This is a genomic window from Bradyrhizobium sp. CCBAU 11386 (genome assembly GCF_028128955.1).
Taxonomy (GTDB): domain Bacteria; phylum Pseudomonadota; class Alphaproteobacteria; order Rhizobiales; family Xanthobacteraceae; genus Bradyrhizobium.
This window is the reverse complement of the sequence record NZ_LBKA01000252.1, coordinates 38,947-65,610: the sequence shown is the minus strand read 5'-3', so window position 1 is coordinate 65,610 and position 26,664 is coordinate 38,947. Positions and strand designations below refer to the sequence as shown.

General features: G+C 65.6%; 17 protein-coding genes and 1 pseudogene. 6 read left to right on the top strand and 12 right to left on the bottom strand.

The genetic code is table 11. The annotated features are described in order from the left end of the window. Positions 1–253: 253 nt before the first annotated feature. Entirely contained in the window at positions 254–1,687 is a 1,434-nt protein-coding gene (locus tag XI09_RS34005) for a lipopolysaccharide biosynthesis protein (RefSeq protein WP_271570756.1), read from the bottom strand. A 384-nt stretch (positions 1,688–2,071) separates the two neighbouring features. Here XI09_RS34005 and XI09_RS34000 point away from each other — a divergent pair, with 384 nt between their 5' ends. Continuing rightward, the gene (locus XI09_RS34000; RefSeq protein WP_271570755.1) at positions 2,072–3,139 is read left to right on the top strand and encodes an endo-1,4-beta-xylanase; all 1,068 of its coding nucleotides are present in this window, start codon (positions 2,072–2,074) and stop codon (positions 3,137–3,139) included. 12 nt (positions 3,140–3,151) lie between these two features. On the opposite strand, the gene XI09_RS33995 is transcribed toward XI09_RS34000, so the two are convergent. From XI09_RS33995 to XI09_RS33975, 5 genes are all read right to left on the bottom strand, one after another. Then, positions 3,152–4,102 (bottom strand): DUF6492 family protein, encoded by a 951-nt coding sequence (locus tag XI09_RS33995; protein WP_271570754.1) that lies wholly within the window; start codon positions 4,100–4,102, stop codon positions 3,152–3,154. A gap of 102 nt (positions 4,103–4,204) precedes the next feature. Then, positions 4,205–4,675, bottom strand: a complete 471-nt coding sequence (locus XI09_RS33990; RefSeq protein WP_271570753.1) for a hypothetical protein — start codon at positions 4,673–4,675, stop codon at positions 4,205–4,207. A gap of 8 nt (positions 4,676–4,683) precedes the next feature. Beyond that, complete coding sequence (locus tag XI09_RS33985; protein ID WP_271570752.1) at positions 4,684–4,950, bottom strand: type II toxin-antitoxin system Phd/YefM family antitoxin; 267 nt, start codon at positions 4,948–4,950, stop codon at positions 4,684–4,686. Positions 4,951–5,058: 108 nt separating this feature from the next. Beyond that, positions 5,059–5,853: a protein-L-isoaspartate O-methyltransferase family protein gene (locus tag XI09_RS33980; RefSeq protein WP_271570751.1), complete on the bottom strand. Its 795-nt coding sequence runs from the start codon at positions 5,851–5,853 to the stop codon at positions 5,059–5,061. A gap of 1 nt (position 5,854) precedes the next feature. Further along, entirely contained in the window at positions 5,855–9,322 is a 3,468-nt protein-coding gene (locus XI09_RS33975; protein ID WP_271570839.1) for an ATP-binding protein, read from the bottom strand. A gap of 135 nt (positions 9,323–9,457) precedes the next feature. Here XI09_RS33975 and XI09_RS33970 point away from each other — a divergent pair, with 135 nt between their 5' ends. From XI09_RS33970 to XI09_RS33955, 4 genes are all read left to right on the top strand, one after another. Further along, entirely contained in the window at positions 9,458–15,901 is a 6,444-nt protein-coding gene (locus XI09_RS33970) for a non-ribosomal peptide synthetase (protein WP_271570750.1), read from the top strand. Positions 15,902–16,041: 140 nt separating this feature from the next. Continuing rightward, positions 16,042–16,209 (top strand): hypothetical protein, encoded by a 168-nt coding sequence (locus XI09_RS33965; RefSeq protein ID WP_271570749.1) that lies wholly within the window; start codon positions 16,042–16,044, stop codon positions 16,207–16,209. Positions 16,210–16,430: 221 nt separating this feature from the next. Next, positions 16,431–17,162, top strand: a complete 732-nt coding sequence (locus XI09_RS33960; protein ID WP_027549505.1) for a 4'-phosphopantetheinyl transferase family protein — start codon at positions 16,431–16,433, stop codon at positions 17,160–17,162. Then, positions 17,159–18,139, top strand: a complete 981-nt coding sequence (locus XI09_RS33955) for an LLM class flavin-dependent oxidoreductase (protein ID WP_271570748.1) — start codon at positions 17,159–17,161, stop codon at positions 18,137–18,139. Before XI09_RS33960 ends, XI09_RS33955 begins: the two co-directional genes overlap by 4 nt. A 2-nt stretch (positions 18,140–18,141) precedes the next feature. Here the strand turns inward: XI09_RS33955 and XI09_RS33950 are convergent. From XI09_RS33950 to XI09_RS33940, 3 genes and pseudogenes are all read right to left on the bottom strand, one after another. Then, positions 18,142–18,977, bottom strand: a pseudogene (locus XI09_RS33950) (ABC transporter ATP-binding protein). Positions 18,978–18,990: 13 nt separating this feature from the next. Further along, positions 18,991–19,791, bottom strand: a complete 801-nt coding sequence (locus XI09_RS33945) for an ABC transporter permease (protein WP_271570747.1) — start codon at positions 19,789–19,791, stop codon at positions 18,991–18,993. A 4-nt stretch (positions 19,792–19,795) separates the two neighbouring features. Beyond that, positions 19,796–21,193, bottom strand: a complete 1,398-nt coding sequence (locus XI09_RS33940; protein WP_271570838.1) for an ABC transporter substrate-binding protein — start codon at positions 21,191–21,193, stop codon at positions 19,796–19,798. Positions 21,194–21,519: 326 nt separating this feature from the next. Here XI09_RS33940 and XI09_RS33935 point away from each other — a divergent pair, with 326 nt between their 5' ends. Beyond that, the gene (locus tag XI09_RS33935; RefSeq protein WP_442869639.1) at positions 21,520–22,359 is read left to right on the top strand and encodes a Crp/Fnr family transcriptional regulator; all 840 of its coding nucleotides are present in this window, start codon (positions 21,520–21,522) and stop codon (positions 22,357–22,359) included. 54 nt (positions 22,360–22,413) lie between these two features. On the opposite strand, the gene XI09_RS33930 is transcribed toward XI09_RS33935, so the two are convergent. The 3 genes from XI09_RS33930 to XI09_RS33920 form a co-directional block, all read right to left on the bottom strand. Beyond that, positions 22,414–23,439 carry a histone deacetylase family protein gene (locus tag XI09_RS33930; protein ID WP_271570746.1) on the bottom strand — a complete coding sequence of 342 codons (1,026 nt, stop codon included), beginning with the start codon at positions 23,437–23,439 and terminating at the stop codon, positions 22,414–22,416. 211 nt (positions 23,440–23,650) lie between these two features. After that, on the bottom strand, positions 23,651–24,589 hold the full coding sequence (locus XI09_RS33925) for an SMP-30/gluconolactonase/LRE family protein (RefSeq protein WP_271570745.1): 939 nt from the start codon (positions 24,587–24,589) through the stop codon (positions 23,651–23,653). Then, positions 24,546–26,615, bottom strand: a complete 2,070-nt coding sequence (locus XI09_RS33920; protein ID WP_442869638.1) for a PQQ-dependent sugar dehydrogenase — start codon at positions 26,613–26,615, stop codon at positions 24,546–24,548. Before XI09_RS33920 ends, XI09_RS33925 begins: the two co-directional genes overlap by 44 nt. Positions 26,616–26,664: the final 49 nt, after the last annotated feature.

Below are 26,664 nucleotides of genomic sequence, written 5' to 3'. Positions count from 1 at the left end.
CCGCACCTGGGACAGCGCGGCCGCCGGTTTGGTACGAGGGACGGACCGAATGAGTGGGAATGTTGCAAATGCATGCGATGCACCCTCGGGATCAGGCGGGAGCGTTACAGCACTCTCAGTCACCGATAGATGCCGATAAGGGGCGGTGATGAAGCCAGCATGGGCCGCCGGGTCCAAAGTTACTGGTCAATATAGCTCGCTCGAGCAAAGTTCCCGCCCGACTGGAACCCGGCCGCCTCGGCAGACATCGCGGCTAGACGCCCAGCGCCTTCCGGTTGAAGGTCCGCAGGAGGCGCAGCGACAGCGTTCGCACATTCGCGACATTGAGAAGCCACGCCGCGGCGGCGTAAGCGAAACCGCCCGCAAGGCTCACGATGATCAGCGCGACGAGGCCGGTGCCGTCGACCTGCGATCGCGCGATCAGGATCGCAGCCGCCATCGCTGCGGCGGAGGCGGCAACGCCGGCGAGACGGTTGACGTCGAACGGCACGGGATGGGCGCGGTGCATCAGCATGACGGCGACGACGAAGCCGATCGCCTCGGTCGCAAGCGTCGCCAGCGCGGCGCCGTTGAGACCGTAGCCTGCGACCAGTACAAACATCAGCGCGACGCTCACCACCAGCGTGAGGAACGACTGCGCCGCCAGCATGAAGGGCCGTTCGGCGAGCTGAAAACTGATCTGGACGTAGAACTGATTGGCAATGCCGAAGAAGCGGGCGAGCACCAGGGTCGGCAGCAGCGCCGACACGCCGGCGCGGAAATCGACGCCGACCAGCGTGCCTGCGACCTGATCCGCGGCGAGCGCCAGCCAGATCGCGACGGGTGCGACGACGACGAGCAGCAGCTCGAGACTCTCGCTCAGCCGCTCGCGCGTGGTCTCATTGTTCTTCTCCGACAGCGATCGGAACACGAGCGGCACGGTCGCCGCGGCGACGCTGGAGGCGATCATCACCATGAACTGGCGCGGCAGATCGGCGGCGACGCCAAAGATGCCGGCGGCGTCCTTGCCGAGGAGATAAGCGACGATGAGACGGTCGCAGGTCGAGTACAGCGCGACCGAGAGACCGGCCAGCGTCAGCGGCAGGCCATAGCGCGCCAGCTGCATGAACTGGCTACGCTGGAATGCGATCCTGGTGCGGTCGCCGACGAGATTGAGGATGATGCCGGCCAGCGAGCCTAGCCCGAACGCCGCGAGCAGGCCCATGCCACCCCAGCCGAGCCAGATCCCGAAGAGACCGAAGCCGACGCTCGATACGCTGCGCACGATCGAAATCGCCGCGAACCGGTAGGGGCGCAACTTGGCGCGCTCGAACTCCTGGCCGACATCGACCGCATTGGCCATGATCGCGACGAACATGCTGGCGAGCAGCAGCTCGACGCTGACGTCGCTGCGGAACAGGAAGACCAGCGGGGTCGTGGCACAGAGCACCGCGACCGTGAGCCCGAAGGCGACCATCGCCGTGCCGCGAAAGTCCACCTCCGCCGACATCGCCTGATAGCGGGACACCGACAGCTTGATCCAGGCGAAGAAGATCGCGCCCAGAATGCCGGCAAGGCTGATGCCGACGACATAGACGCCGTACTCTGCGGGCGTCAGCAGCCTCGTGTAGGCGGTGACCGCGAAGAAGCCCACCGCCGCAGGCAGGATGTAGGCGACCAGGTAGATGGAGAAATGGCGGTTCAGCATGCGGGCACGGGACCGGAAGCGGTCATGCGAGTTTGGCGGCCGTTAATCAGTCGGACCTTGGCGTGGCGATCGACTGCGCCGCAGCATCCCCGAAGAGTGTCACATAAGTCTGCAAATCGGGCCGCGAATGGAGCCACGCGGCGGGTTTCGCGCGTTAGCGTTAAATTTGCCCTTTCCCCGAACCGGCTGCTGCGATCACGGAAAAGAAACCATGATCCAGGCGTCTTGCGACCTTTTCCAGCGCATGACCGCGCCGGAACAGCGATGCAGCGACCCGGGCGTTGACGCCCCGGATGTCCGGCAAAGGTTAACCCAACACGACGAAACCCCGGCGTCGCACGGCGCCGCTTGGTACGATGGCGCGTTGGTTCCCAAAGGAATGCCGTGGCCAGGATCGACAGACGCGAATTCCTTCTCGGCACCGCCGCAACGCTTGCGGCGGGCGCATCCGCGTCGGCCTTGCCGGCGTCGAAACTTGCCCGGCGCCGTCCCGGCTTTGGCGCTGCGGCAACGCTCTGGGACCTGCAGGCCGATCCGCGGCTCGGCGAAGCCATCAGCACCTATTGCACGCAGGTCGTGCCGGTGCTCGAGCTGAAATGGCCGATGCTGCGGCCGAACGCACACACGTTTGCGTTCGAACGCGCCGACGCGATCCTGGATTTTGCGCAGGCGAACGATCTGACGATGCGCGGCCACGCGCTCGCCTGGTATCACGACATTCCGGACTGGACCAAGCAGATCAAGGACACCAAGGGCGTCGAACGCGCCTTCGTCGATCACATCGGCACCGTCGTCTCCTACTACAAGGACAAGCTGACGTCGTGGGACGTCGTCAACGAGCCGATCCCGGACAATCCGCGCGGCCCGAAAGACCGGCGCGACACGTTCTGGACGCAGCATCTCGGCAACAGCTGGATCCCGCTCGCCTTCCGCACGGCGGCCGCGGCCGATCCCTTCGTCAAGCTCGCGATCAACGAATACGACATCGAATCGGCGAAGGATTCCTTCATCGCCAAGCGTGCAGCCTACCGCAACCTGATCATGGAGCTGCTCGACCAGGGCGTGCCACTGCACGCCGTGGGATTGCAATCGCATCTGCATGCCGAGCTCGAGATCGACACGCATGGGCTGGCCGAATTCGTCACCGAGCTACGCTCGTGGGGACTGGACGTTCTCGTCACCGAGCTCGACGTCGACGATCAGAAGCTGACGGGCAATCCGGCCGAGCGCGACGCCATCGTCGCCAAGCGCGTCGACGATCTGCTGACGGCCATTTCGGCCAGTGGTCCGGTGCGCTCGATCCTGACCTGGGGCCTCTCGGATCGCTACAGCTGGATCAACGGCACCTTCGCCCGCGCGGACAAGCAGCCGAACCGTCCACTTCCGCTCGACGGCGAGTTCAAGCCGAAGCCGTTCATGGACGTCATCAGCAAGTTCACAAGGGACGTTTGAGGGCAGCTTGTTCTAGCGCGTCTTCGGCGCCTCGAACTCGGCCTCATCTCCCATATGATCGGGAGACAGGCTCGGTCCGCGACGGTCGCGCGAGCTGAGACGGAACACGTCGCGGATGTCGTCGATCGATGTCGACGAATAGGACTGGATGCAGAGCGCGACCTGCTCGGGCGCGGCGGCGTGCATCATCGCCTCGATGGCCGGACGGTCGAGGCGCGTGTCATCCCAATGCGAGACCGCGATACTCTCTTCCGTCACCCGATGCGCGGCCAGATGCTTCGGCGAATTGGCGACGAAGTGGCCGTAAAGCAGATATTCGGAGAACTTCTTCTTGCGGCACAGTGCCAGAGCCCAGCCGAGGCCCGTCGCCGCCTTGATGGCGTCAGTCATCGCACGCGCTGTGTCCTTGTCCCAGACCAGCGCGTTGCCGACATAGTCGTCGGCCGGGAACGCGCGCTCCTTGACACCGAGAAGCTGGTCGACGGTGCGCAGCCACAGCACATGCAACGGATGGTCGGCGTCGATCCCCTTGCGCGTGACGAACAGCGGCGTCTTCTCGCCGCCGGCATATTGGCCGACGTCGAATTCGCGGAAGAACAGATTGTCCGAATCCAGGATGCAGACGCGCTGCTCGGACGCATTGAGGACGCCGGCGATCTTCAGGATCTGCTGGATGTGCCAGCCGTGCACGGGCGACGACAGCAGCGACAGCCAGACGCGTCGTTTGCTGATGAACTGGAGCGCCGGCGGCAGCGCGAACAGCCATTTCGGCAAGTAGCGCGAGGCCGGAACGATGACGCGCTTGTCGGAAGCGAACCGCTCGAACAGCGGCACGTCCTCATCGTTAACGAGAACATAATGCCGCGTATATCCCGTCAGCCAGGTGTCGATGCTCTCGCTGAGCAGCGAAAAGCGTTCGATATCCTTGGCATAGCTGGCAGTCAGCAGTGCAACGGAATGCATGGAGCGTGCTCAAATGGCCATCAAGCCACAGTCATAGCCGCACCGGGAGGCGGGGGAAACTCACAACCTGAATCAAGGTAAAGTGAAACAGAGGATAACCGCCTACGATCTGGAGCGCGGCGGCAGATAGCGCACATTCTCCATCTTCAGCCGCTGGCTCTTCAACTCTTCGACGAGCCGGTCGCGGACGCTGCGAAAGAAGCGCGGCGGCAGAAATCCATCCAACCATCTTCCAGACGCCGGCACGCGCGACAAATCGTTCGGCCAGAACTGAACGTTGCACTCGGAGATGACGATCCACGAATCCCCGGAGAGATCGAGATGCCGGCGAACCTGATCGGGAATCTTGACCGCGGTCTGATCCGCACGGGGCGGCTTGGTGCTGACTGGCAGATAGATGACCTCGCTGAGAAGCGCCGGTTCGTCGGCTGCCTGTTGCGGCCGGGGATCCGGCCGGACTTTGACGAGGACGATGCAGACAGGCCGATCCTTCCGAGGCTGCTTGCGATCAGCCCACTGGTAATCGAAGCGAACAACCATGCCCGGTTCAGGTGCCGGCAGTTGCTCGCTCAAGCGGTCACCTAGTCGAGCAGCTTGTCGAGATGGTCATGCCGGGAATCCATCTCGACGCTTGCCAAATCCTCGGCCAAGTCGGCCGGCAACTCACCGATCCTGTAGACCCTCGCGCTGGCGGCTTGTTCGAGGCGGTTGAACTCGTCGATAGACATCATGACGTGCCGCCGCCGACCGCGGTGGGTGATCGCAATCGGCGCAACGAGAGCCGCGTCCTGAACCTCGCCTAACCGCCTTTGGAGGTCTTGCGCACTGAATTCCTTCAGATTTCGCATTTGTCACCGAAAGACATCAAAACCGCGGAATATGTAATTCATGCCGTTCATGTATACAATGGCGACGTCGCAAGTGCCAAAAAGTCTCAAGATATGAGGCACTTAACTCTAGCCATCCGACGGCAGTCCCTGCTCGATGGCGCGAAACCGCAGCGGCGCCAGGGCGGAGGCGCGCTGCCACCAGTCGGCGACGCGGTCGTCGAGCGCGGTCGTGCCGCGGCCCCGGCCGGGAAAGATCCGGATCTGCTGGACCGGCTCGGCCTCGAACCCCTTGCCCTTGCGCGTGATCCTGATGACCGCGCCTTCGCGGTCCCGCTGGGTCAGCGGCACCAGAAGGCGGCCGCGCGGACGGAGCGACTGGAGCCAGAGCGGATGCGGATGCGAGAAGCCGGCATGCACGATGATCACATCGGCGGGCGCGCCGATATCCTCGCACCCGTCGCCGTGGACGACCTCGACATTGCGATAGGCGCGAAGATAGTTCGCGGCACGAACCGCAAGCCGCTCGTCGCATTCGATTGCACGCACCCTGCCCTTCGGACCGACGATCCTGGACAGCACCGCCGAGAAATAGCCGAGCCCGCAGCCGATCTGGACCACCCGGTCCTTCTCCCCGACGTCGAGCAAATCGATGAAATGCGCCCACAGGCTCGGCAGACCGGTGTCGAGCTTGCGGCGCGCGTCGATCGCGACCAGCACATTGTCCTGGAGATGGACGGGATCGGCGTCGGGTGTCAGCCGGTAGCTGCGCGCCGCCTCGCTCTTGATGCGCCAGGGTCCTTTCGCCAGAAAATCCTCGCGCGGCACGGCGGCGAGCGCTTCGAGCAGGCGCTTCGAGGAAATCCGCTCGCGCTTTGCGATTCTTTCGACGTAACGCGCACGCGCGGCGGCGAGATCGCTCATGTCAGGGATCGGCCCGTTCACGAACGGGCGCGTCCACCCCGAGCTCGTTGACCAGCTGCATCGCCTGCTTCAGGTCCGGCGTGTAGAACCCCTCGCTGAACTTGCCGACGATCGGCACGAGCAGGAGACTTGCGTGCTCGCGCTTGCCGGCCTCGAGCGACAGGCGCGCAAGGCTGACGGCGGTGCGAAGCTCCCAGGACAGCGCGCCCTGCTTGCGCGCGATCTCCAGCGACAGGCCGAACAGATCCTCGGCCTCCTGCACCGAGGCCGGGTCGCCGTCCGACAGCGTGATCTCGCCTTGCAGGCGATAGACCTCGGCGAGATAGGAGTGATCGCCGGTCCTTCTGGCGGTCGCGAGCGCACCGTCCAGCGCGCGCAAGGCGGCATCCCGCATCCCGACCTTGGCGTAGGCTTCCGCGAGCAGGCAGCGGAACCAGCAGCCGGCGAGCCAGGAATCCATCGCCTCATACTCGTCGAGGCCGAAGCGCATCTGGCTGAGGCCTTCGTCGGCTTCGCCGAGCTGGGTCAGCGCCCAGCCGCGCAGGATCGCCGCCTGCTGCTTCCAGTGCAGGAAATTGTGCTCGGTGGCGATGATCATGGCGCGGTTGGCGTGGTCGCGCGTGCCCTCGACGTCGCGCAAATGCTGGCAGAGATAGGCGCCGAACACGAGCGCGAAGGCGAGCGTGAAGGGATGGCGGATCTTCTCGGCGTTCGCGATCGCCTGCTCGCTGTGCTGGCGCGCCGCGTCGGGCCGGCCGAGGAACCACAGGAGATAGCCGAGATAGGACAGCGAGACCACGCCGGGATCGGTGCCGTGGCGCTCCATCAGATCGGAGTGCAGATCGGGGCTGTAGAGGTTGATGCAGCGGTGCAGATGATGCTGCGAGGCGGCGAAGCGGCCGCGATAGAGCATGGTCATCGCGATCGAGCGATGCGCCTCGATCAGATAGCCGGTCTGCTGTGCCGGCTGCGTCCGTTCGTTCAGCCGCTGGCGCTTGGCGAACTTCAACAGCTCGACGCTGAGATCGTGCGCGCGGGTAAGATCGGCGCGGATGAAATGGCAGACCCAGAGGCCGCGCGTGGCGGCAAAGGCTTTTTCGTCGTCGTCGAGCTGCTGGCCGAGCTCGAGCGCGCGGATGTAATTCTCCTCGACCTCCTGCACGGCATAGCCCTTGGCGGCGATCAGCGCGTTGCCGAGCGCGATGCGCAGCTCGAGCTCCATCTCGTCGGCGCCCTGCATGCGCGCATTGGCCTGCACGACGCTGAGGCCGCGGCGCAGATGGCCGATCGCCTCGAGATTGGCGCCGCTCTTGGCTGCCTGCTTGCCGGCCTTGAGCCAGAAGCTCGCGGCCCCCTCGCTCTGGCCGGATTCGGTCAGATGATGGGCGAGCAGCTCCGGCTCGCGCTCGGTCTTCTCCGGATACATCTCGGCAAGCACCTGCGCGATGCGGGCATGAAGCTTGCGCCGCTCGCTGTGCAGCAGGCTCGCATGCGCGGCGTTCTGGATCATCACGTGCTTGAACGAGTAGAGCGCATCCGGCGGATGGCCGCGGCGCATGATCAGCCCGGCTTCCTCCAGATGGTTGAGCGCGGCCTCGATCTGCTCCGCCGACGTGTCGGCGACGGCCTGAAGCGTCTCGTAGGAGAACTCGCGGCCGATGGTGGCGCCGATCTGAGCGATCCGCTTGAACGGGCCCATGCGGTCGAGCCGCGCCATCAGCGAATCCGTCAGGGTTGCCGGGATCGCGAGCTGCCGCCACGGGCCCGACAGCACGTAGCGCCCGTGCCGCTCGGTCAGGAGGTTGGATTCGAGAACGGTCTTGGTCAGCTCTTCCAGGAATAACGGCACGCCGTCGGTCTTGACGATGATCTCCTCGACGACCTCCTTGGGCAGCTCCCGTCCGGCGACGCGCTCGACCAGCGTCGCGCGCAGCTGCCGGCTCAGGCGGTTCAGCACCAGGGTGGTGATGTGCGAATGCGCGTTCCAGCTGGGCTGGAATTCGGAGCGGGCGGTGATGACGACCAGGATCGGCCGGTTCTGCACCCGGTCGACGAGGAGATCGATGACCTCGCGGGAGGTCGGATCGATCCAGTGCAGGTCCTCGAACGCGATCACCAGCGGCATCTCGCGCGCGAGGCCGAGGAAGTGATTAACCAGCGCCGCGACCGTCGCATCCTTCTGCTGCTGCGGCGACAGCTCGAGCGGCGGATAGCGGTCTCCGGTCGGTATGGACAACAGCGCGGCAAACAGCGGCGTGACCTGCTCGATGTCACCATGCGCGGCGGCGATCGCGGTCTCCAGGCTCGCCAGCGACAGCGCGGACGCATCCTCGCGGTCGAGGCCGAGCGAGAATTTGAGTTGCTCGGCGAACGGATAGAACGCGGTGGACGTGTAGTAGGGCGAGCACTGGAACGAGACCTGTCCGTGGCGGTCGCCCGCGATCCGCTCGAAAATTTCCTGGATGACGCGCGACTTGCCGATGCCGGGCTCGCCGAACTTGACCACGACCTGGCCGTCGCCGTCCTTGGCCTGCTGCCAGCGCCCCATCAGCAGCGCGATCTCCTCCTCGCGGTTGACGAGCGGGGTCAGCCGCGTGCCCATCGCGGCGGCGAAGCGGGTCTCCACCCGCGAGGCGCGCACCACGTGCCAGGCCTGCGCTTTCTCCGAGATGCCCTTCAGCGCATGGACGCCGAGATTGCGGTAGTCGAACTTCCCCTTCAGCAGCGACTGGGTCGAAGCGGAAATCACCACGCCGTTGGGCGGCGCCAGGCCTTGCAGGCGCGCGGCGAGATTGACGGTTTCTCCGACCGCGGAGTCGCGCTCTTCGGTGCCCTGTCCCACGAGGTCGCCGACCACGACGAGACCGGTCGCGATCCCGATGCGGACGGCGGGCGAGTGGCTGAGCGCGCCACGCGGCTCGATCGCGCGTGCGGTCGACAGCACCCGCACGATCTCGAGCCCCGCACGCACCGCGCGCTCGGCGTCGTCCTCATGTGCGGTCGGATAGCCGAAATAGACCAAAATACCGTCGCCGACGAACCGGGCGGCAAACCCCTCGTAATGCTTGACCACGCGGACGCAGGTCTCGCGGAAGCTCGCGATCATGTCGCGCACGTCTTCCGGATCGAACTGCGCCGAGAGCGAGGTGGAATCCACCATGTCGCAGAACATGGTGGTGAGCTGGCGCCGTTCGGCTCCGACCTCCACCCGGGTCGGCGGACGCGCCGCCGCTGCGGCGGGCGCCTCCGCCGTTTCAGCCCGGAACAGCGCCGCCATCGCCCGCTGGAGCCGCTTGCGATCGCCAAGCGGCAATCCGAGCTCGACCAGGTCGGATTCGGTAAGATCCCCCATGACATCGAGATCGAGACGGTGCTGCGCGAAGAGATCGGAGTAGTGCGCAAGGCCGATACCTTCGAGCCAGCGCTTCAGCCCGCCTTCCGCTCCCGTGCCCGGCTCATTCTCCAGCATGGTGATTCTGCCCAACCATCACTCCGTCGAAGGGCTTTAGGCCCCTCAACCACAGATTTTGGGGCCCGAACTTCACCTCAGACTGGACGCGTTCCCTAACTTCTAGGAAGAATAGCTCAATCAGATCAAAAAGGAATGGCATTGTCGGACATTGCATCCGGAGCGGGATCGGTCGGCGCGAGCGGCGAAACGAAGATCTTTTCCCATATCGGCAGCCTTCTCGACTTCTACGCCCGCAGGACGCCCGCGGCGCCCGCCCTCCTCGCCCCTGGCCGGCCGGCCCTCACCTACGGCGCGCTTGGCGAGCGGACGCAGGATCTGGTTCGCACGCTGCGCGGGCTCGGCATCGCTCCGGCTGACCGGATTGCGGTTGCGCTGCCGCGCGGCGCCGACAGCGCGCTTGCACTGATCGCGGTCGCCTCGGCCGGCGCCTGCGTCCCCGTCAATCCCGATCTGACCGCGGACGAGCTGCAACGCTATTTCAGCGAATTGAAGCTGACGGCACTCGTCACCCGGGCCGACATGAACTCGTCCAGTCGCGACGTCGCCAGGGCGCTCGATATCGCGGTGATCGATTTCGTGCCGGGGCCGACAGACGATCTCGGCGGCTGCACGTTCGTGGGCCCCACGATCGGTCCGGCGCGCACGAGCGGCGCCTCGCGCGGCGACGATGATGCGTTCATCCTGTTGACGTCGGGCACGGCGGCGCGGCCGAAAATGGTGCCGCTCACGCATCGCAATGTGTGCCTGTCCGCCACCAATGCCGGCCGCGTGCTGTCGCTCACATCCCATGATCGCCTGCTCAACGTCCTGCCGCTGTTTCACGCCCATGGTCTGATCTCGGGCCTCCTGACGGCGCTGGCCGCGGGCTCCAGCGTGATCTGCACCGACGGTTTCGACGCCTTGTCCTTCTTCGGCTGGATGCGGGAGCTGCAACCGACCTGGTACACGGCGGTGCCGACCATTCATCGCGCGCTGCTGACGGCGGCCGAAGCGAATCCGGACCGCGCCCGGGCCTCGTCGCTGCGCGTGATCCGCTCGGCCTCTGCCTCGCTCGCGCCCGCGATCCTCGGCGGACTGGAGGCGACGTTCGGCGTTCCCGTGCTCGAGACCTACGGCATGACGGAAGCGGCCTCGCAGATCGCGGCCAATCCGTTCGAGCTGCGCAAGGTCGGATCGGTCGGCCGTGCCGCAGGGCCCGAGATCGCGATCATGGACGAGATGGGCCGCGCGCTTGCGAGCGGCGAGCACGGCGAGATCATGCTGCGCGGAGCGAACATGACGCGTGGCTATTGCAATGACGAGGCGGCGACGCAGGCCGCATTCCGCAACGGCTGGTTCCGGACCGGCGATCTCGGCTATCTCGATGCCGACGGTTATCTCTTCATCGTCGGCCGCATCAAGGACGTCATCAATCGCGGCGGGCAGAAGATCTCGCCGCTGGAGGTGGAAGAGATCCTGCTCAGCCATCCGGCAGTGCTGGAGGCCGGCGTCTTTGCCGTTCCGCACCCAAAGCTCGGCGAGAACGTCGCCGCCGTTGTGGTATTGCGCGCGAATTCCGAGGCGACCTCGGACCAGTTGCGCCAGTTCGCGCGAAAGCGTCTCGCGGCCTACAAGGTGCCGAGCCTGATCCGCGGCGTGGCGGCGCTGCCGAAGGGCGCCAGCGGCAAGGTCAAGCGCAATGCACTGGCCGATCTGATCGCGACGGCAGAGGACGCCGACGCGGCGCGCCTGCCGCGCACCACACTGGAAACGCAGCTCGCGGAGATCTGGGCCGGTCTGCTGGAGCTGCCGCAGGTCGGCATCGATCAGGACGTCTTCGCGCTCGGTGCGGATTCGCTCGCGGTGACGCAGATGCGCTCGCGCCTGCGCGAACGCTTCAACGTCGACTTCTCGTTCGAGGACATTTTCGATTGCGCCACGGTCGCCGCGCTTGCGGCCCGGCTGGAGACCGCCGCAACCCATCGCGAAGCGGCGCTGCCGGCCTGGCGCCGGGCCCTAGCTGCGACAGCAGACGCGCCGCTGTCGTTCCAGCAGCAGCGGATGTACGTACTCTCGCGGCTCGATCCAACGGGCTACAACTATAATGTCGTCGAAGTCGCGCTTCTCAAAGGCCTGGTCGACGTCGCCGCGCTTTCTGCGAGCCTCACCGCGATCTGTGCCCGCCATGAGGCGCTGCGCTCGGTCTTCATCGAACGGCAAGGCGAGCCGGCGCAGCTTGTGCTGCGATCGCCGCCAAAATTCGAGCGGATCAAGCTCAAGCCCTGCCCTGCGGACAAGCAGGCCGCGGTGATCCGGCGCGAGGCGCTCAAGCTCGCGCAATATAAGTTCGACCTGGCGCACGAGCCGCCACTGAAGGTCACGCTGCTGTCGTTCGACAAATCCAGCCACGCGCTGGTGGTCAATTTTCATCACCTCGTCACCGATGGCTGGTCGCAGCGGCTGTTCTGGGAAGAGCTCGCCGCTCATTATGCCGCGGCACGCAAGAGCAGCGTTGCGGCGCTGCCCTCGCCCACTTTCCAGTATCGCGACTTTGCGCTGTGGCAGCAGAGCTGGGCGCGAACGCCGGCAGCAAAGGAGCAGCTCGATTACTGGCGGGCGCAACTCGACGGCGTCACCACGCTGCCGCTGCGGACCGACCGGCCACGGCCGGAGATCTGGAGCGGTCACGGCGCCCGTCACTATTTCGAATTCTCCAGGACCCTCTCGGGCGATGTCCGCGCGCTGAGCCAGGACCAGGGCGTCACGCCCTTCATGACCCTGCTCGCGGTGTTTCAGTGCCTGCTCTTCCGTCACACCTCGCATGAGGATGTCGCGACTGGATCGCTGATCGCCAACCGCAACCAGATCGAGAGCGAGCGCCTGATCGGGCTGTTCGCCAACACCCTGATCCTGCGCAACGATTTTGGCGGCGATCCGAGCTTCGGCGAAATGTTGCGGCGGATGCGACAGGTCACGCTGGATGCCTACCGCAATCAGGACCTCCCGATCGAGGAGGTGCTGCGCGCGCTCCAGATCGCACGCCGGAGCGACGGCAATCCGCTGTTCCGCATCATGTTCATCCTCCAGAACGCCTCGATCGAGGCGGCACGTTTCCCCGGCCTGTCGACGCGGCGGCTGGAGGTCGATCCAGAAGTGGCGCGCTTCGACATCACGCTCGAGCTGGTCGAGGCCGACGGGCGATTCACCGGGTTCTTCGAGTACGCCACCGATCTGTTCGACGCGGTCACGATCGAAGACATGGCTGCTCAATTCAAGACCCTGCTCAAGGCCGTCATCGCCAATCCGGAACAGCGCATCTCGCGCCTGCCGCTGCTGACCGAAGCCGAACGCCGGCAATTGCTGGCGAAAGGCCACGGCGTGCCGGCCAATTTCACCACGCGCGGCAACTTAAGCGAACGCTTCGACCGTCAGGCCAGGACGACGCCGAACGCTGTTGCGGTGTCGGATGGACACACGTCCCTGAGCTATCGCGAGCTGGCCCGGCGCAGCCAGGCGGCTGCGCGCTGGCTGGCCCGCGAAGGCGTCGGTGCCGAGAGCGTGGTCGCCTTGCTCGCGGAGCGCGGACCCGATCTGCTCGCCGCAATGATCGCGGTGCAGCGCGTGGGCGCGGCCTTCCTGAACCTCGATCCCGACCAGCCGCCGGCGCGGCTTGCGACCATTCTCGGATCGAGCTGCGCCCGTGTGCTGCTGACCGGGCGCGCCCAATCGGCCATGGTCGAGGCGCTGCTCGAGCCGCTGGTCGAGCGCATCCAGGTGGCCGAGCTCGAAGACGCGATCGCGCCAGGGGCGACCAAGCCGGCCCGCGCCGCGCGGCGCGCAGCATCCAGCCTCGCCTATCTCATCTATACGTCCGGCTCCTCCGGCGCGCCGAAGGGCGTCATGATCGAGCAGCGCGGGCTGTCGAACCATCTGGCGTCGCTGATATCAGGGCTGAACTTCTCGGCCAGGGATGTGATCGCGCAGACCGCGCCGCAGAGCTTCGTCATCTCGGTCTGGCAGTTCCTCGCCGGGCCGATGGTCGGCGCCCGCGTGCACATTTGCCGCAGCGTGATCGTGCAGGACCCGATCCTGCTCGCGCGGGAGATCGAGCGCGAGCACATCACCGTGCTCGAGATCGTCCCGTCGCTGCTGCGGGTGATTCTCGATCGCATGGACGAGGCACAGATCCAGCGCGCCTTTGCAAAGCTCCGTCTCCTGATCTCGACCGGCGAACCGCTGCCGGTCGATCTCTGCCGCGCCTGGTTCGCCCGCTGCCCGAAGGTGCCGCTGATCAATGCCTATGGTGCGTCGGAATGTTCCGACGACGTCTCCCTGCATCGCCTGACAAAGCCGCCGGCGGCCGCGACGGGCAACGTTCCGGTCGGCGCGCCGCTGCCGAACACCCAGCTCTATGTGCTCGACGCCAACCTTGAGCCGCAGCCGGTCGGCGTGACCGGCGAGCTCTGCATTGGCGGCGCCGGCGTCGGACGCGGCTATATCAACGATCCCGCGCAGAACAAGCAACGCTTCCTGCCCGATCCGTTCTCGCGCCAGGCTGCCAGCCGGCTGTACCGGACCGGCGACCTCGCCCGCCGCCGCGCCGACGGCACAATCGAGTGCCTCGGCCGCGCCGATCATCAGGTCAAGGTTCGCGGCTACCGCATCGAGCTCAAGGAGATCGAGAACGCGCTGGCCGACCATCCGAGCGTGCGCGCCGGCATCGTCGAGCCGCGCCGCGAGGCCAGCGGCGATGTCAGGCTGATCGCCCATATCGTCGCACGGCCCGGCAGTCGGGTCAGCGCCAGCGAGTTGCGCGAATTCCTGAAGGGCCGGCTGCCCGGCCACGCCATCCCGTCCGCATTCCTGTTCCTGGATCAGGTGCCGCTCAACGCCCATGGCAAGATCGACCGGTCCGCGCTGCTGGCGCCCGCGCAGCAGGAAACCTCCGGGCCGGATGCGGCCGTGCCGGCGCGGCGTTTCACCGAAAAGGTGCTCTCCGACATCTGGATCGATCTGCTGAAGGTCGAGAGCCTCGGTGTCACCGACAATTTCTTCGATCTCGGCGGCCATTCGCTGCTGGCGGGCCAGGCGATGGCGCGCGTCGCCCGTGCGCTCGGCGTGTCGCTGCCGATCAAGACCATCTTCGAGGCGCCGACGATCGAGGAGCTCGCCCGTCGGGTCGACGAGGCCGTGGCGGCGAAGCCGCACAAGGCTGCCGCAAGCGTATCGCGGCTGATCGAAAGCGGCCCTCCAACGCTCTCGATCGCGCAGGACCAGATGATTCGCATCGAGCAGAACCTGCCGGGCCTGCCGCTGTTCAACCTGCCCTTTGCCCTCCGCCTCCAGGGCCCGCTCGATCCGGCCACCCTCGCCCAGGCGTTCGGCGACATCGTGCGCCGCCACGAATCGCTGCGGACCGCTTTCGGCTGGAACGGCGGGGAGCCTATCAGCCGCCTCGCCACCCCCGGCGAACTCGGGCCCGTCCTCACCGTCGAGGTCATCGGCGACGGACGGCCGCACAACAACAAGCGGCGCCAAGCCCTCGAACTCAGGAAGATCGATCTCCTGATCGAGCAGGAGACCTACACCCCGTTCGACACCGCGCGGCCGCCGCTGTTGCGGGCACGGCTGTTGCGGCTCCATGCCGACGACCACGTGCTGCTGCTGACGCTGCATCATGCCGTTGCCGACGGCTGGTCGATCGGCGTTCTGTTCGAGGAATTGTCGAGCCGCTATGCAGCGCTGGCCGGACGTCCCTCGGCGCCGCTGCCGAAACTGCCGCCGGCCTTTTCGGACGTCGCGCGCTGGCAGCGCTGGTGGTGCGGCACCGACGCCGCCCGCCGCCAGGCCGCCGACTGGACGGAGAATCTGCGCGGCGCGGCCCCAGTCTTTGACGGCGACGCAAGCCCGGGCGCATCCACCGGTTACCATCCGCTCAGGCTCGAGCCCGATCTGATCGCGCGGCTCACGGCGTTCGCCGGCCAGCAGAACGCCACGCTGTTCATGTGCCTGCTCACCGGCCTGAAGGCCTTGCTGCTGGCACGGACCGGCCGCACCGACATCTCGGTCGCGACCGCCATGGCCAATCGCGCCCAGCCGGACACCGAGCGAATCGTCGGCCCGTTCGAGAATACGGTGATCGTCCGCACGAAAATCACGCCGGATCTGTCGTTCGCGCAGGCCCTGGTCCGGGTGCGCCAGAGCGTGCTCGATGCGCATGCGCGGCAGGAGCTACCGTTCAACATGCTGGCCGACCATCTGGAGCAGGAGGGGATCGACCCGGCCGCGCTGCTCCAGGTCTATTTCACGCTGCAAAATCCGCTGCGCCAGCCGCTCGATCTGCCGGAGATTGCGGTGCAATCGATCGGAAACGTCGCGCGCGAGGGGCAGCCGGTGCTGCCGATCGACCAGACCTGGCTGTCGCTGATGCTCAAGGAGCGCCCGACCGGAATCACCGGTTCATGCAACTACAAGGGCGAACTGCTCGACGGCCGTATGGTCGGCGAGTGGATGGAGGATCTCGTCGCGCTGCTGGGGGCCGCCGCCGCCCAACCCAACACGCCCCTCGGCCGGTTGCTCGATCGCAGGGCGGCTTGACCGGCTGAACAGGACGGGCGAATACTGGTTCACTCGCCAAAGCTGTGAATGACCAAGTTGCATCTTGATTATTTGGCGCCAGCGCGCAAGATTATTCTCGCGTTTTGATTTGGACGAAAATTTTCAACCGGGGGAGTGTTATGGGTTTCATCAAATTTACCAAGGGCACCTCGTTGAGTGACAAGGACCGCAAGGCCCTGCAAAGGTTGCTGACCGACGAGAAGAAGAAGCTCCAGTCCGCGCTGAAGGACGTCGACGCCAGCCTTTCCATGCTGGGCAGTTCGAAGAAGGCCAAGAAGAAAAAGTAAGATTAGTCGGCCGGGACGCCGCACGAATCTTTCGGATAACGGGCCGCTCGCCTGCGAGTTGGGGTCTCGCACAAGCTTGAGCTCGTAAACCGGCCTGCAAATCGACAAGAATTCGCCCGGGTGGACCGATAACAACGGTCCGCTCAGTTGGTTCTTGCTCAATTGATTCTTCCGTCAGGACCGGGGGATTTGGCCTCCGCCTGACGCCATGGGCCTGATTGATGGCAGACGACAGAATTGAACTGTTTGTCGGACTGATCGAGACTATTGACGCGCCGGGCGCAGCCGATGCGTGCCGGCGCCTGCTCTCGGTCGACGAACGGGTCCGCGCCGACCGCTTCATGTTCGAGCGGCATCGGCGGCAATATATTTTCGCCCATGCCATGCTGCGCCTGGCGCTATCGCAGGTCGCGCCCAACGTCGCTCCCTCCGACTGGTCCTTTGGGGCCGGCCGCTACGGGCGGCCGTTTGTCGCTGCGCCCGCGACCTCGACCGCGCTGCATTTCAGCCTGTCGCATGCCGACGGCTGCGTCGCCTGCGTCGTGTCCAGGCATGAGGCCGTCGGCGTCGACGTCGAAACCGTGTCACGGCGTGTCGCCCCGCTCTCCACCGCGAATCGCTTCTTTGCGCCGGAGGAGGTCGAAACGCTGCGCAGCCTGCCGGAGCCGGCGGCGATCGAGCGCTTCTTCGACTATTGGACGCTCAAGGAGGCCTATCTGAAGGCCAGGGGCTTTGGGCTCAATTTGCCGCTCGACGCCTTCGCGATGCAGGTGTCCCGCGAGGCCATCGAGATCAGCTTCAAGCCCGACATCGCCGACGATCCGCAGGGATGGCGCTTCTCGCTGTGCTCGCCCTCCCCCTCGCATCGCCTCGCGATCGCCGACGGCTCCCGTGCGGACGGCGGCCTTCCCATCAGCCGCAATGCCTGGCCGCTCCAGGAAGCGGCTGAATGACGACCTCGCGGCTGCGCGTCTTCCCCGCGATCTCGCGCAACCGCGACCCCAAGAAATATGTCGGCGAGCTGATGCGGGTGGCGCAGTTCGCCGACCGCAACGGCTTCGAAGGCATTCTGCTGTTCGAAGGTAACGACGTGTTCGTCGAGCCCTGGGCCATGGCCCAGCACATCATGGCGGGGACGACGCGATCTTCGCCGCTGATCGCCGTCAATCCGGTCTACATGCACCCGTTCACGGCAGCGAAATTCGTCTCGTCCTTCGCGCAGCTCTACGGCCGCAAGGTCTATCTCAACATGATCACGGGGACCGCGGTCAGCGACTTGCAGGGCCTCGGCGACGACCAGTCCCATGCCGACCGCTACGACCGGCTCGGCGAATTCGTCGCGCTGATGCGGCAATTGCTCTCAAGCCCGCGGCCGGTGAATGTCGAGGGCCGGTTCTACCGCGCGAGCAATCTGCAACTGCGCCCCCGCCTGCCGGCGGAGCTGATGCCGGAATTCCTGATCGCAGGCCAGTCCGAAGCAGCACAGCGCGTGGCGAAGGAGACCGGCTGCATCAAGATGCAGATGCTGCCGCCGGACCTCGATCGCGGGCTCGACGTATCAGGCATGAATTTCGGCATCTTCGCGCGCGAGAGCCGCGACGAGGCGCGGCAGGCGGCCAAGGCGCGCTTCCGCGACAACCCCGATGATCGCGAGCTGCTCGCGCTCACCGTGGAGAACAGCGACTCCGTGTGGAAGCGGCGGCTGTACGAAGGGCAAAGCGGCGAGCTCGCGGACAATGGCTATTGGCTGCTGCCGTTCCTGACCTTCCAGGCCGACTGTCCCTACCTCGTCGGCAGCTACGCCGAGATCGGCGCGAAGCTGAAGGATTTCGCGGCGAAGGGCCTGACCACGGTCATGCTCGACATGGTCGCGGACGAGGCCGAGATGCAGCACGTCTGCAAGGCGCTTGCGGCGAGCGGGATGTTTTGAGATCAGACGCCGAGCGGGCTGAGCCGCGCCAGCGGCTCAGTGCCCCCCGGCCGCCGCAAGAGCTGCATGACATGCCGCTTCAGGCGCACGAACTCGGGCTCGGTGACAAGGTCGTGGCTTCGCGGCCGCGCGAAGGGCAGCGCGACATCCTCGATCACCCGGCCGGGTCCCTTGCGCTCATGACGACGATGCGATCGGCGAGGAACAACGCCTCGTCGATGTCGTGGGTCACGAAGACCGTGGTGATCGGGATCTTGCTCCAGATATCGAGCAGGACCTCCTGCATCATGCCGCGCGTCTGCGCATCGAGCGCGCTGAAGGGCTCGTCCATCAGCAGCACCCGCGGCTGGTTGATCAGGACCCGCGCGATCTCGACCCGCTGCTGCATTCCGCCCGACAATTGCGCGGGGTAAAACGCCTCGAAGCCGGACAGACCGACCAGGTTGAGGATGGCATCAGCGGCGCGGTCGCGCTCCTTCCGCGCAAGACCGCGCATCTTCGGGCCGAACGCCACATTGTCGCGCACCCGCTTCCAGGGAAACAGCGTGTGCTGCTGAAACACCATGCCGCGATCGGGGCTCGGACGCTGAACCTCCTGTCCGTCGACCGTGAGTCGACCGGCCGTGATCGGCAGATGTCCGGCAATCGCGCCGAGCAGCGTGGACTTGCCGCAGCCGGAGGGACCGAGGATGCAGACGAGTTCGCCCGGCGCGATGGCAAAGTCGAGACCGCTCACTGCCTCGAACACATCGCTGCCCGCGCCCAGCGAAATCGAGACATCGGCGATGTCGATGCAACCGACGCTCTTCGTGCCGATATCTGCGACCCGGATGTTCATCGCACCACACCTCTCATCGCGCCACCTTCGGACCGCGCCAGGGCATCAGAAGCCGCCCGGCCGTGGTCAGCAGCCAGCTCGAACCCATGCCGAGCAGGCCGATGACCAGCATGCCGACGATGATGTCGGCATAGTTCTGGAGCGTGTACGCCTCCCAGGTGTAGTAGCCGATGCCGAACTGACCGGAGATCATCTCCGCGGTGACGAGGCAGAACCACGAGGTGCCCATGCCGATCGCAAGCCCGGTGACGATGCTCGGCGCGGCATCCGGCAGCACCACCTCCTTCAGGATCGCCAACTCTCCCGCGCCCAGGCTACGTGCGGAGGCGACCAGCCGGCGATCGACATTCGCAACGCCGTGGACCGTGTTCAGCACAATCGGAAACAGGGCGCCGATGAAGGTGATGTAGATCATCGAGAGTTCGGACGACGGAAAGATCAGGATCGACAACGGTATCCACGCCACCGCCGGAATCGGCCGCAGCAATTCGAGCGGCGGCAGCAACAGATCACTCGCCGCGCGCGACCTGCCGATCGCGAAGCCGAGGATCACGCCGATCACGACCGCCGCCCCGTAGCCCGCGAACACACGCCAGAGGCTACTGCTGATATGCGCCGCGAGCTTCGGTGAACGGAACAGCGCGACGGCGGATTGGACGACCTCGACCGGCGGCGGCACATTGCGGAAGGTGACGATCCCAAGATTGGCGTGTGTCGCCGAAGCGACCTGCCACAGTGCGACGCAGGCCAGGATGGAAAGGGCGCGGACCACCCATCGGATGCCCGCGGGCCGCACCCGTAGAGCGGTCGCCATGGCGTCACCGGCCCGCGACGAGGGACTCGCGCGCGGCACCGAAGTCGAGCACCTCGCCGCCATGCTGTTTCGACCAGCGTTCGGCCGCCTGCTTGAGCAGGAACGCGCTCAGCTCGCCTGTGGCCGACCGCACGAACCAGGCCTGGTTTGCGAACAGCTTGATGCCGCTCTCGCGATCCTGGGCATAGACGACGCGGATGGTCTTGCCGTCTTTGTCGAGGCCGGCCAGTGCCTTCAGCGCATTCTCGGGCGACGCGTAGTGCCGCACATGGGGTTCGTCCTTGACCCAGATCTGCGCGACACGCGTGAAGTCGCTGATCTCGGCACCCGTTGCCGCGTCCATGGCTTTCAACGGAAGCTGGGCATAGTTCTTCAGCTCCGCATCGTAGTCGCGCCCCGCCTGCGCGGCTGCGATGCGGATGTACTTGTCCGTGACGAACTGGTTGACGTCGAGATCGCTGTCCGCGCGCTTGAGCAGCTTCAGCGTCTTGATCGAGGTCGCGACCGCCTGGCGGTACTCCGGCTTCCAGGTGACGTCGCGAGTCTGAAGTCCGAGCGGGCCGTGGAAGAGATAGTCGACCTCGACCTCGATGCCGGTCACCTTAGCGATCAGCTCGCTGTATTTCTCCGGCTCCTCCGCGATCAGGCGGTCCGCCTCGATCGCCGCGCGTAGATAAGCGACGACGATCTCAGGGTATTTTTCGGCGTACTCGGAATCGACCAGTGCGCCGTGGAACGTCGGAGCACTCGCCTGGGCGCCGTCAAAAATCTTGCGCGCAAAGCCGCGCCACGGGAACAGCTCGGCGAACGGGACGAAATCGGCATGCGCCTCTATCTTGCCCGCCTGCAAGGCAGGCCCCGCAACCTCTGGCGCCTGCGTGATGATGTTGACATCGGTCTCGGGATTCCAGCCCTTGGCTTCGATGGCGCGGAGCAGCATGCCGTGCGAGGTCGAGGCAAAGGGAACCGAGATGGTCTTGCCCTTGAGCTCGTCGAGCGATTGCACTGGCGAGTTCGACGGCACAACGATGCCGTTGCCGCTGCCCTTGGTGCTGCCGGACAGCACGCTGATGAAGAGGCTGCGGCGTCCCGCCTTCTGGAACGCCACGCCGTTGAGCGAGCCCGGAAAATCCGCCATCGCGCCGAAATCGAGCTTGCCCGCGACCATCTCGTTGGTCAGCGGCGCGCCGCTCGTAAAATTCTTCCACTGGATGTCGTAGCTGACATCCCTGTACTTGCCGTCATGGGGCAGGAACTTCTCCAACAGCTTGAGCTCGCGAATGAGCAGCCCGCCGGTCGCGCAATTGATGGTCGTATCTTGCGTTCCCACCGCGACGCGGATCGTCTCCGCCTGCGACGGTCCGAACGTGGCAATGGTCATGGCCACGGCGGCCGCGCTCATTCTCAAAATGCTGAAATCGATCATCGAGCTGTCCTCGGAGGCCGGGCTCATGCCGGCAGCGGTGCGAGCCGGCACTATCGAAGGCGCCACGTAGCGGTTGAAGCAATTACTTGCATCGCTGTCGCGGTCCGCCCGCTTCGCGATTCAGTCGCGAACGGCGCAAAGGATTTTCTCAAGACGACATGATCGACAGGAGAATCGTTTCGCAGGCGATCGCCGCACGTATCAAGCTTTGCTAAGTGATTTGTAACGACCGCAAAGAGATAGACATCGCGCCATTGCCGCCCTTACCTATTCGCAAGACCTCCGAGAGCTGACGGATTGCGATGACCATACTCAAGGAAGCTGCCGCGACCGAGCCTGCTGCTTTCGCTGACGGGCGCCACGCAGGGGTTCAGTTCGACTGGGCAGACCGCGCGAAGACGCGGCGCGCCCCCAGCGCACGCGCGGAGACCGCAAGCTCGGCGCTGTTCATGAGCGAGACGATCGACGGACTGAATGCCGGCGCGCATTTCCTCGATCGCCTGTCGTCGCCGGAGCGGGCGCGCGTGCATGCAGCCGGACGCACGATCACCGTTCCGCAAGGCGAGATGGTGTTCAGCCAGGGCGACCGCCATGACGGCATCTTCATCATCCGGCGCGGTCAGGTGCGGGTCTACTATACGGCGCCGTCGGGGCGCGAGATCACGCTCGCCTATTGGACGCCGGGGCACTTCATCGGAGGTCCGGAGATCTCGGGCGGCGGCATTCACATGTGGTCCGGCATCGCGATCGAGGCCTGCGAGATCTCGGCGCTCTCAGGCCCGGCGCTCGAGAAGCTGCTGACCGCCATGCCAACGTTCGCGCTGGCGCTGATCGACGGCCTCATCGCCAAGGGCAAATGCTACTCTTCGATGGCGCAGATCCTCGGCACGCGGTCGGTGATCGAACGGTTGGCGCAGTTCCTGCTCACGCTGTCGGAGCTGCATGGCATTGCCGACGGCGACACCGTCATCATCAACCGCAAGATCACCCATGACCAGATCGCGGCCATGGTTGGCTCGACCCGGCAATGGGTGACGATGATGCTGAAGCGCTTCCAGAACCGCCGCATCATCGCCATCGACGGCAGCACCATCCGGATCAGGCGGATCGACCTGCTGGAGCAGATTCTGTTCAAGGATTAGGGGCCGTTTGCTTTGCCCTCTCCCCGCTTTCACGAGGAGAGGCAAGAAAACGCCTCACCGCGCCTCCTCGAATCCTGCCAGCACCGAGGTCAGGTTCGCACCCAGGATGTCGGAGAGATAGCCACCCTCCTGCACGAATACGGTCGGCAGGCCCATCTTGGCGATGGCCTGGCCGATACGGCGGAAGCCCGGCGTGGTGACGGCAAGGCCCTTCAGCGGATCGTGCTCGGAAGCATCGAGGCCGAGGGCGATGACGAGGGCGCCGGGAGCAAAGGACTCGATCGCCTTGCGCGCAACGTCCATCGCCTGGATGTAGCCGTCGTCGCCGGTGCCGATCGCCAGGGGGATGTTGAGATTGGTCCCTAGGCCGGGACCTTCGCCGCGCTCATGCGCATAGCCCCACACGAACGGGTAGTACGCGGTCGGATCGGCATGGATCGAGATCGTGTACACGTCCGGCCGCGCGTAGAAGATTCCTTGCGTGCCGTTGCCGTGATGGACGTCGACGTCGAGGATCACGACGCGCTCGTGCTTGAGCCGCAGATGCGCCGCGGCGATCGCGCTGTTGTTGAGAAAGCAGAAGCCGCCGGCCATGTCGCGATAGGCGTGATGGCCGGGCGGGCGGCAGAGCGCGTAGGTCGCATCCTCGCCGTCCATCACCATCTGCGCCGCGGTGACCGCGACATCAGTCGCAGCGCAGGCCGCGGCCCAGGTGCCCGGGCCGATCGGCGCCGCGGTGTCGGCGGTGTGCCAGCCGAGCTTGCCGACGATGTGGGTCGGATAGGTCGCGGCGTGGCGCACGGGATGGATGTTGCCGATCATCTCGGGGCCGGAATCGCCGAGCGCGGTCCAGGCGTCCCAGGCCTCGCTCAGGAACGACAGGTATTCCGGGCTGTGAATGCGCGCGCGGGGCCCCTGCCCGAATGTCGTCGGCTCGACCAGTTGATGCTTGCCGTCCTTCAACCCCTTGAGCAGGCGGTCGGCGCGCTCGGGCTGCTCGGTGGTGCGCTTGACGACACCGCGAACCAGGAAGAATTGCGGATCATGACTGCGGTGCAGTTCGGTATGGACGGCTTTCACTCAAACACTCCGTGGTCGCATGCTCTCTAGGCCGCGGCAGATGTCTTGATGCCGGCGGCGGCAAGATGCAAGCAAGAAGAATGCCGCCCCCCGTCGCGCTGCTCTGCGCCAGAGGCAGATCGCCTTTGAAGCGCTTACTTATTTGAGCATGATCTCCGCGTTCCGCGTTTGTCGCGAGGGAAAACCGCTACACACTTTTCCGGATCATGCTCTAGCAGCGCCCACGCTGGAGGCAGTGCTCGCGCCCCGGCTGGTCGGTGCGGAAGGCCTCGATGAAGCCGCCCTGGCGCTGCGTGACGAAGACGGTCTTGCCGTCATTGCCGCCGAAGGCGAGGTTGGTCGGCTCCTTGCCTTTCAACGCGATCTCGCGCTCGACCGCGCCATTGGGCTTCACCAGCGCGATCGTGCCCTTGAGAATGCGCGCGACAAAGAGGCGACCGGCAATGTCGGTGCGCAGCCCGTCGACGGTGTCGGGCTGAAACGACTTCACCAGCCTTGCGCCGGTGAGCTCGTTGCCGCTGATCGTGTAGGACCAGATCTGGCCGCTGCTGGACTCGCCGACATAGAGCGTCTTGCCATCGGGGCTGAGGTCGATGCCGTTGGTGGTGCCCATCGCGCGCGGCGCCGGCATCACCTGCCCCTGCACCGTTCCGTCGGCGGCTTTCGCGATGCGCCAGATGTGGCCCTCGCGGCCCTTCCAGTTCGGATCGCTCGCATAGATCGTGCCGTCGCGCGCGAGCGTGATGTCGTTGGGCTGGTTCATCTCGTCGGAGTGAAACCAGACGGCAGGCTCGGTGCTTCCCTTCGGGATGGTGAAGACGTTGTGCTTCTTGTAGTCGGCAATGAACATCGCGCCGCTCCGATCGAAACGGATCGCGTTGCCGACGCTGCCTTCGGGGAGTGTCGTGAACAGCTCCGAAGCCGCACCGCCCGCAGGCAGCCTGCCGATGGTGCCGGGCTTGCCGAGATTGACGGCGAACAAATTGCCATCGAGATCGGCGGCGGGTCCTTCGATGCCGAAAGTGTATTCGCTGGAGGGCGTCACCTGCACGCTGTCGAACAGCCTGGTTTCGGCAGCAGCCGGCGGCGTCGCGATGAGCAAGATGCTACTGCACAGGCACCAGAAATTCCTGCCGGATGTAATAGCCATCGTCGTCGGTGCACTCGCCGTTCAGATAGGGATCGGCCGGCCGGAAGAATCGGCTGAAGCCGGGTTTGTCTACAGCGCTCCTTTGTGTCACGACAACGACCTTGGCAGCCGGTATTTCGCCGCATTCCTTGTTGGTCTTGCCAAAGAACTTGCGTTGCGGCGGACCGGCCTTGATCCGCATCCGCGTTCCCGGAACCATCCTGGCAACGAGCAGGTCGGCGGTGTCGAGCAGACGCGCATAGCCGGGCTCGGTCCTCGGCAGGCTTTCGCCACCCGGCGGCATCAGTTTCTCCGCGCCGAGACCGCGAAGGCGCGTACGCAGCCTGCCGGCATCAGGGTCACCCGGATAGATCCAGCCGTCCTGCGCCAGCATGAAGCGGAGCACGGTTGCGTCCTTCTCCGCATCCGACTGTCCTGCCTTCAGGCCGAAATCCGAATGGCAGCCGAGGCAATGCTTCTCGACGAGGCCCTTGCGCAGCGTGGTGAGGCGAACGCTGTTCTGCGCGTCCCTGGCGACGAAGGCCGCGAGCTGGTCGATCATTGCCTGGCTGCGCGTGTCGCAAGACAGCGGCGTCGGCGCATCGCCCGCAGCACGGTCAATGCGGATCACGGTCTGGTTCTTGTCTTCGACCAGCCAGATCGCGCCGTCCTCGGCGACCGTCATGCCGACCGGCGCGCCCTGCGGCCGCGCCCCGTTGACGCGGTGCCAGCCTGCAATCAGCTCCTCGAACGGCGCGGCGGCGACCTCGCCGGCGTCGGTCTGGAAGCTGTGGGTCGGATCAGCCGCGCAGCTGACGTGGTAGCGCACCGGCGCCGGGCTCGGCCTGGGGAAGCCGTGGTCGTCGACATCGTAGACGAGGACGCGGCTGCCGGTCGGGCGATAGCCATGCAGGCCGACCAGCAGCTTGCCCTCGAGCTCCGGGAATTTCGCGCCGTGATAATAGAGCATCGCGAGCGGCGCGCCGTGCGGCGGCAGCAGCGAGAACGGCGGCTTGTAGAGCGCATTGGCCGTGCAGAGCGATTTGTAGGTCCCGGATTGCAGCACGATCCTGAATTCGGGGCTCGGCGTCGACAGGTCGTAGCAATAGGGCCAGCCATAATGCCTGCCCTGCTCGATCGCGTTGATCTCCTCGTTCGGCTTGAAGATGTCGGGCAGGTCGCGGCCATTCTCGCCTTGCAGGAAGGCGTAGCCGGCATCCGGGAAGTTCGGATGCAGTGCCAGCGCCATCGAATTGCGCAGGCCGCGCGCATAAACGGTGTGCGGCGGGTCAGGATCGTTCGGCCTCAATGCCGGGAAGACGCCGCCTGACGGCGGCGTGAACAGCCAGATCGCGGCCATCGCGGAGGCGCCCTCGGCCGCCGCACAGGGTCTTGTGATCGGCGCACGCGTGATGCAGTCGTCGCTGTGCGAGCCGACATTGACGAACAGCCGGCCGTCGCGATCGAACACGAACTGCTTGAGCGGATGCGCGCTCTCGTCGAGCCTGATGCCATCGGGCAGCGTGATCCGGCGGCCGGGCAGGTGACGGATGATGGTCTCGACCGTGCCGCGCGGAGTGTCTGCGAGCGGATCGAACCGGAAGATCGCCTCCGCGGTCGAGGCATAGAGCTTCCTGTCCGGGCCGATCACGAGGCCGAACGGGTATTCGAGGCCGGTCAGCAGTTCCTTGAACCGCTGGCCCAGGGGTGCATGCGGATCGAGCAGCAGCAGCCGTCCATCGGTGTGGCCCCAGCCGCCCATGTCGGCGACCACAAACAGGTCGCGGCCGGGCACCTGGACGATCGAGCGCGGAAATTTGAGGTGATCCTCCTCGCTGGCGACGAGGCCGGCGCAAAATCCGGCCTTCAGATCGATCTGGAGTCTTGGAAAAGCGAGATCGCCGCTGCCGCAGCTTTCCGTGCCGATCGCATAGCCGCTCCTCCTGAGCGACTCGGACGAGGCCGGGGCCAGGCCGAGCAGCACTCCGACGGCCGCCGCGAACAAGCGCAGGCCTGGGCGTTCACAGCAGAATGTGAAGTCGTTCACAACAGCCTCCCGGACGTATCGTCCAGGGTTGTTCCATGCTGCCTCAGCG

Bases quoted from the DNA above. Each gene is read 5' to 3' on its own strand.
- XI09_RS33970 (WP_271570750.1), top strand. From the start codon at position 9,458: ATGGCATTGTCGGACATTGCATCCGGAGCGGGATCGGTCGGCGCGAGC.
- XI09_RS33955 (WP_271570748.1), top strand. From the start codon at position 17,159: ATGACGACCTCGCGGCTGCGCGTCTTCCCCGCGATCTCGCGCAACCGC.
- XI09_RS33935 (WP_442869639.1), top strand. From the start codon at position 21,520: ATGACCATACTCAAGGAAGCTGCCGCGACCGAGCCTGCTGCTTTCGCT.
- XI09_RS33980 (WP_271570751.1), bottom strand. From the start codon at position 5,853: ATGAGCGATCTCGCCGCCGCGCGTGCGCGTTACGTCGAAAGAATCGCA.
- XI09_RS33940 (WP_271570838.1), bottom strand. From the start codon at position 21,193: ATGAGCGCGGCCGCCGTGGCCATGACCATTGCCACGTTCGGACCGTCG.
- XI09_RS33995 (WP_271570754.1), bottom strand. From the start codon at position 4,102: ATGCATTCCGTTGCACTGCTGACTGCCAGCTATGCCAAGGATATCGAA.
- XI09_RS33960 (WP_027549505.1), top strand. From the start codon at position 16,431: ATGGCAGACGACAGAATTGAACTGTTTGTCGGACTGATCGAGACTATT.
- XI09_RS33925 (WP_271570745.1), bottom strand. From the start codon at position 24,589: ATGGCTATTACATCCGGCAGGAATTTCTGGTGCCTGTGCAGTAGCATC.
- XI09_RS34005 (WP_271570756.1), bottom strand. From the start codon at position 1,687: ATGCTGAACCGCCATTTCTCCATCTACCTGGTCGCCTACATCCTGCCT.
- XI09_RS33945 (WP_271570747.1), bottom strand. From the start codon at position 19,791: ATGGCGACCGCTCTACGGGTGCGGCCCGCGGGCATCCGATGGGTGGTC.
- XI09_RS33965 (WP_271570749.1), top strand. From the start codon at position 16,042: ATGGGTTTCATCAAATTTACCAAGGGCACCTCGTTGAGTGACAAGGAC.
- XI09_RS33985 (WP_271570752.1), bottom strand. From the start codon at position 4,950: ATGCGAAATCTGAAGGAATTCAGTGCGCAAGACCTCCAAAGGCGGTTA.
- XI09_RS33975 (WP_271570839.1), bottom strand. From the start codon at position 9,322: ATGCTGGAGAATGAGCCGGGCACGGGAGCGGAAGGCGGGCTGAAGCGC.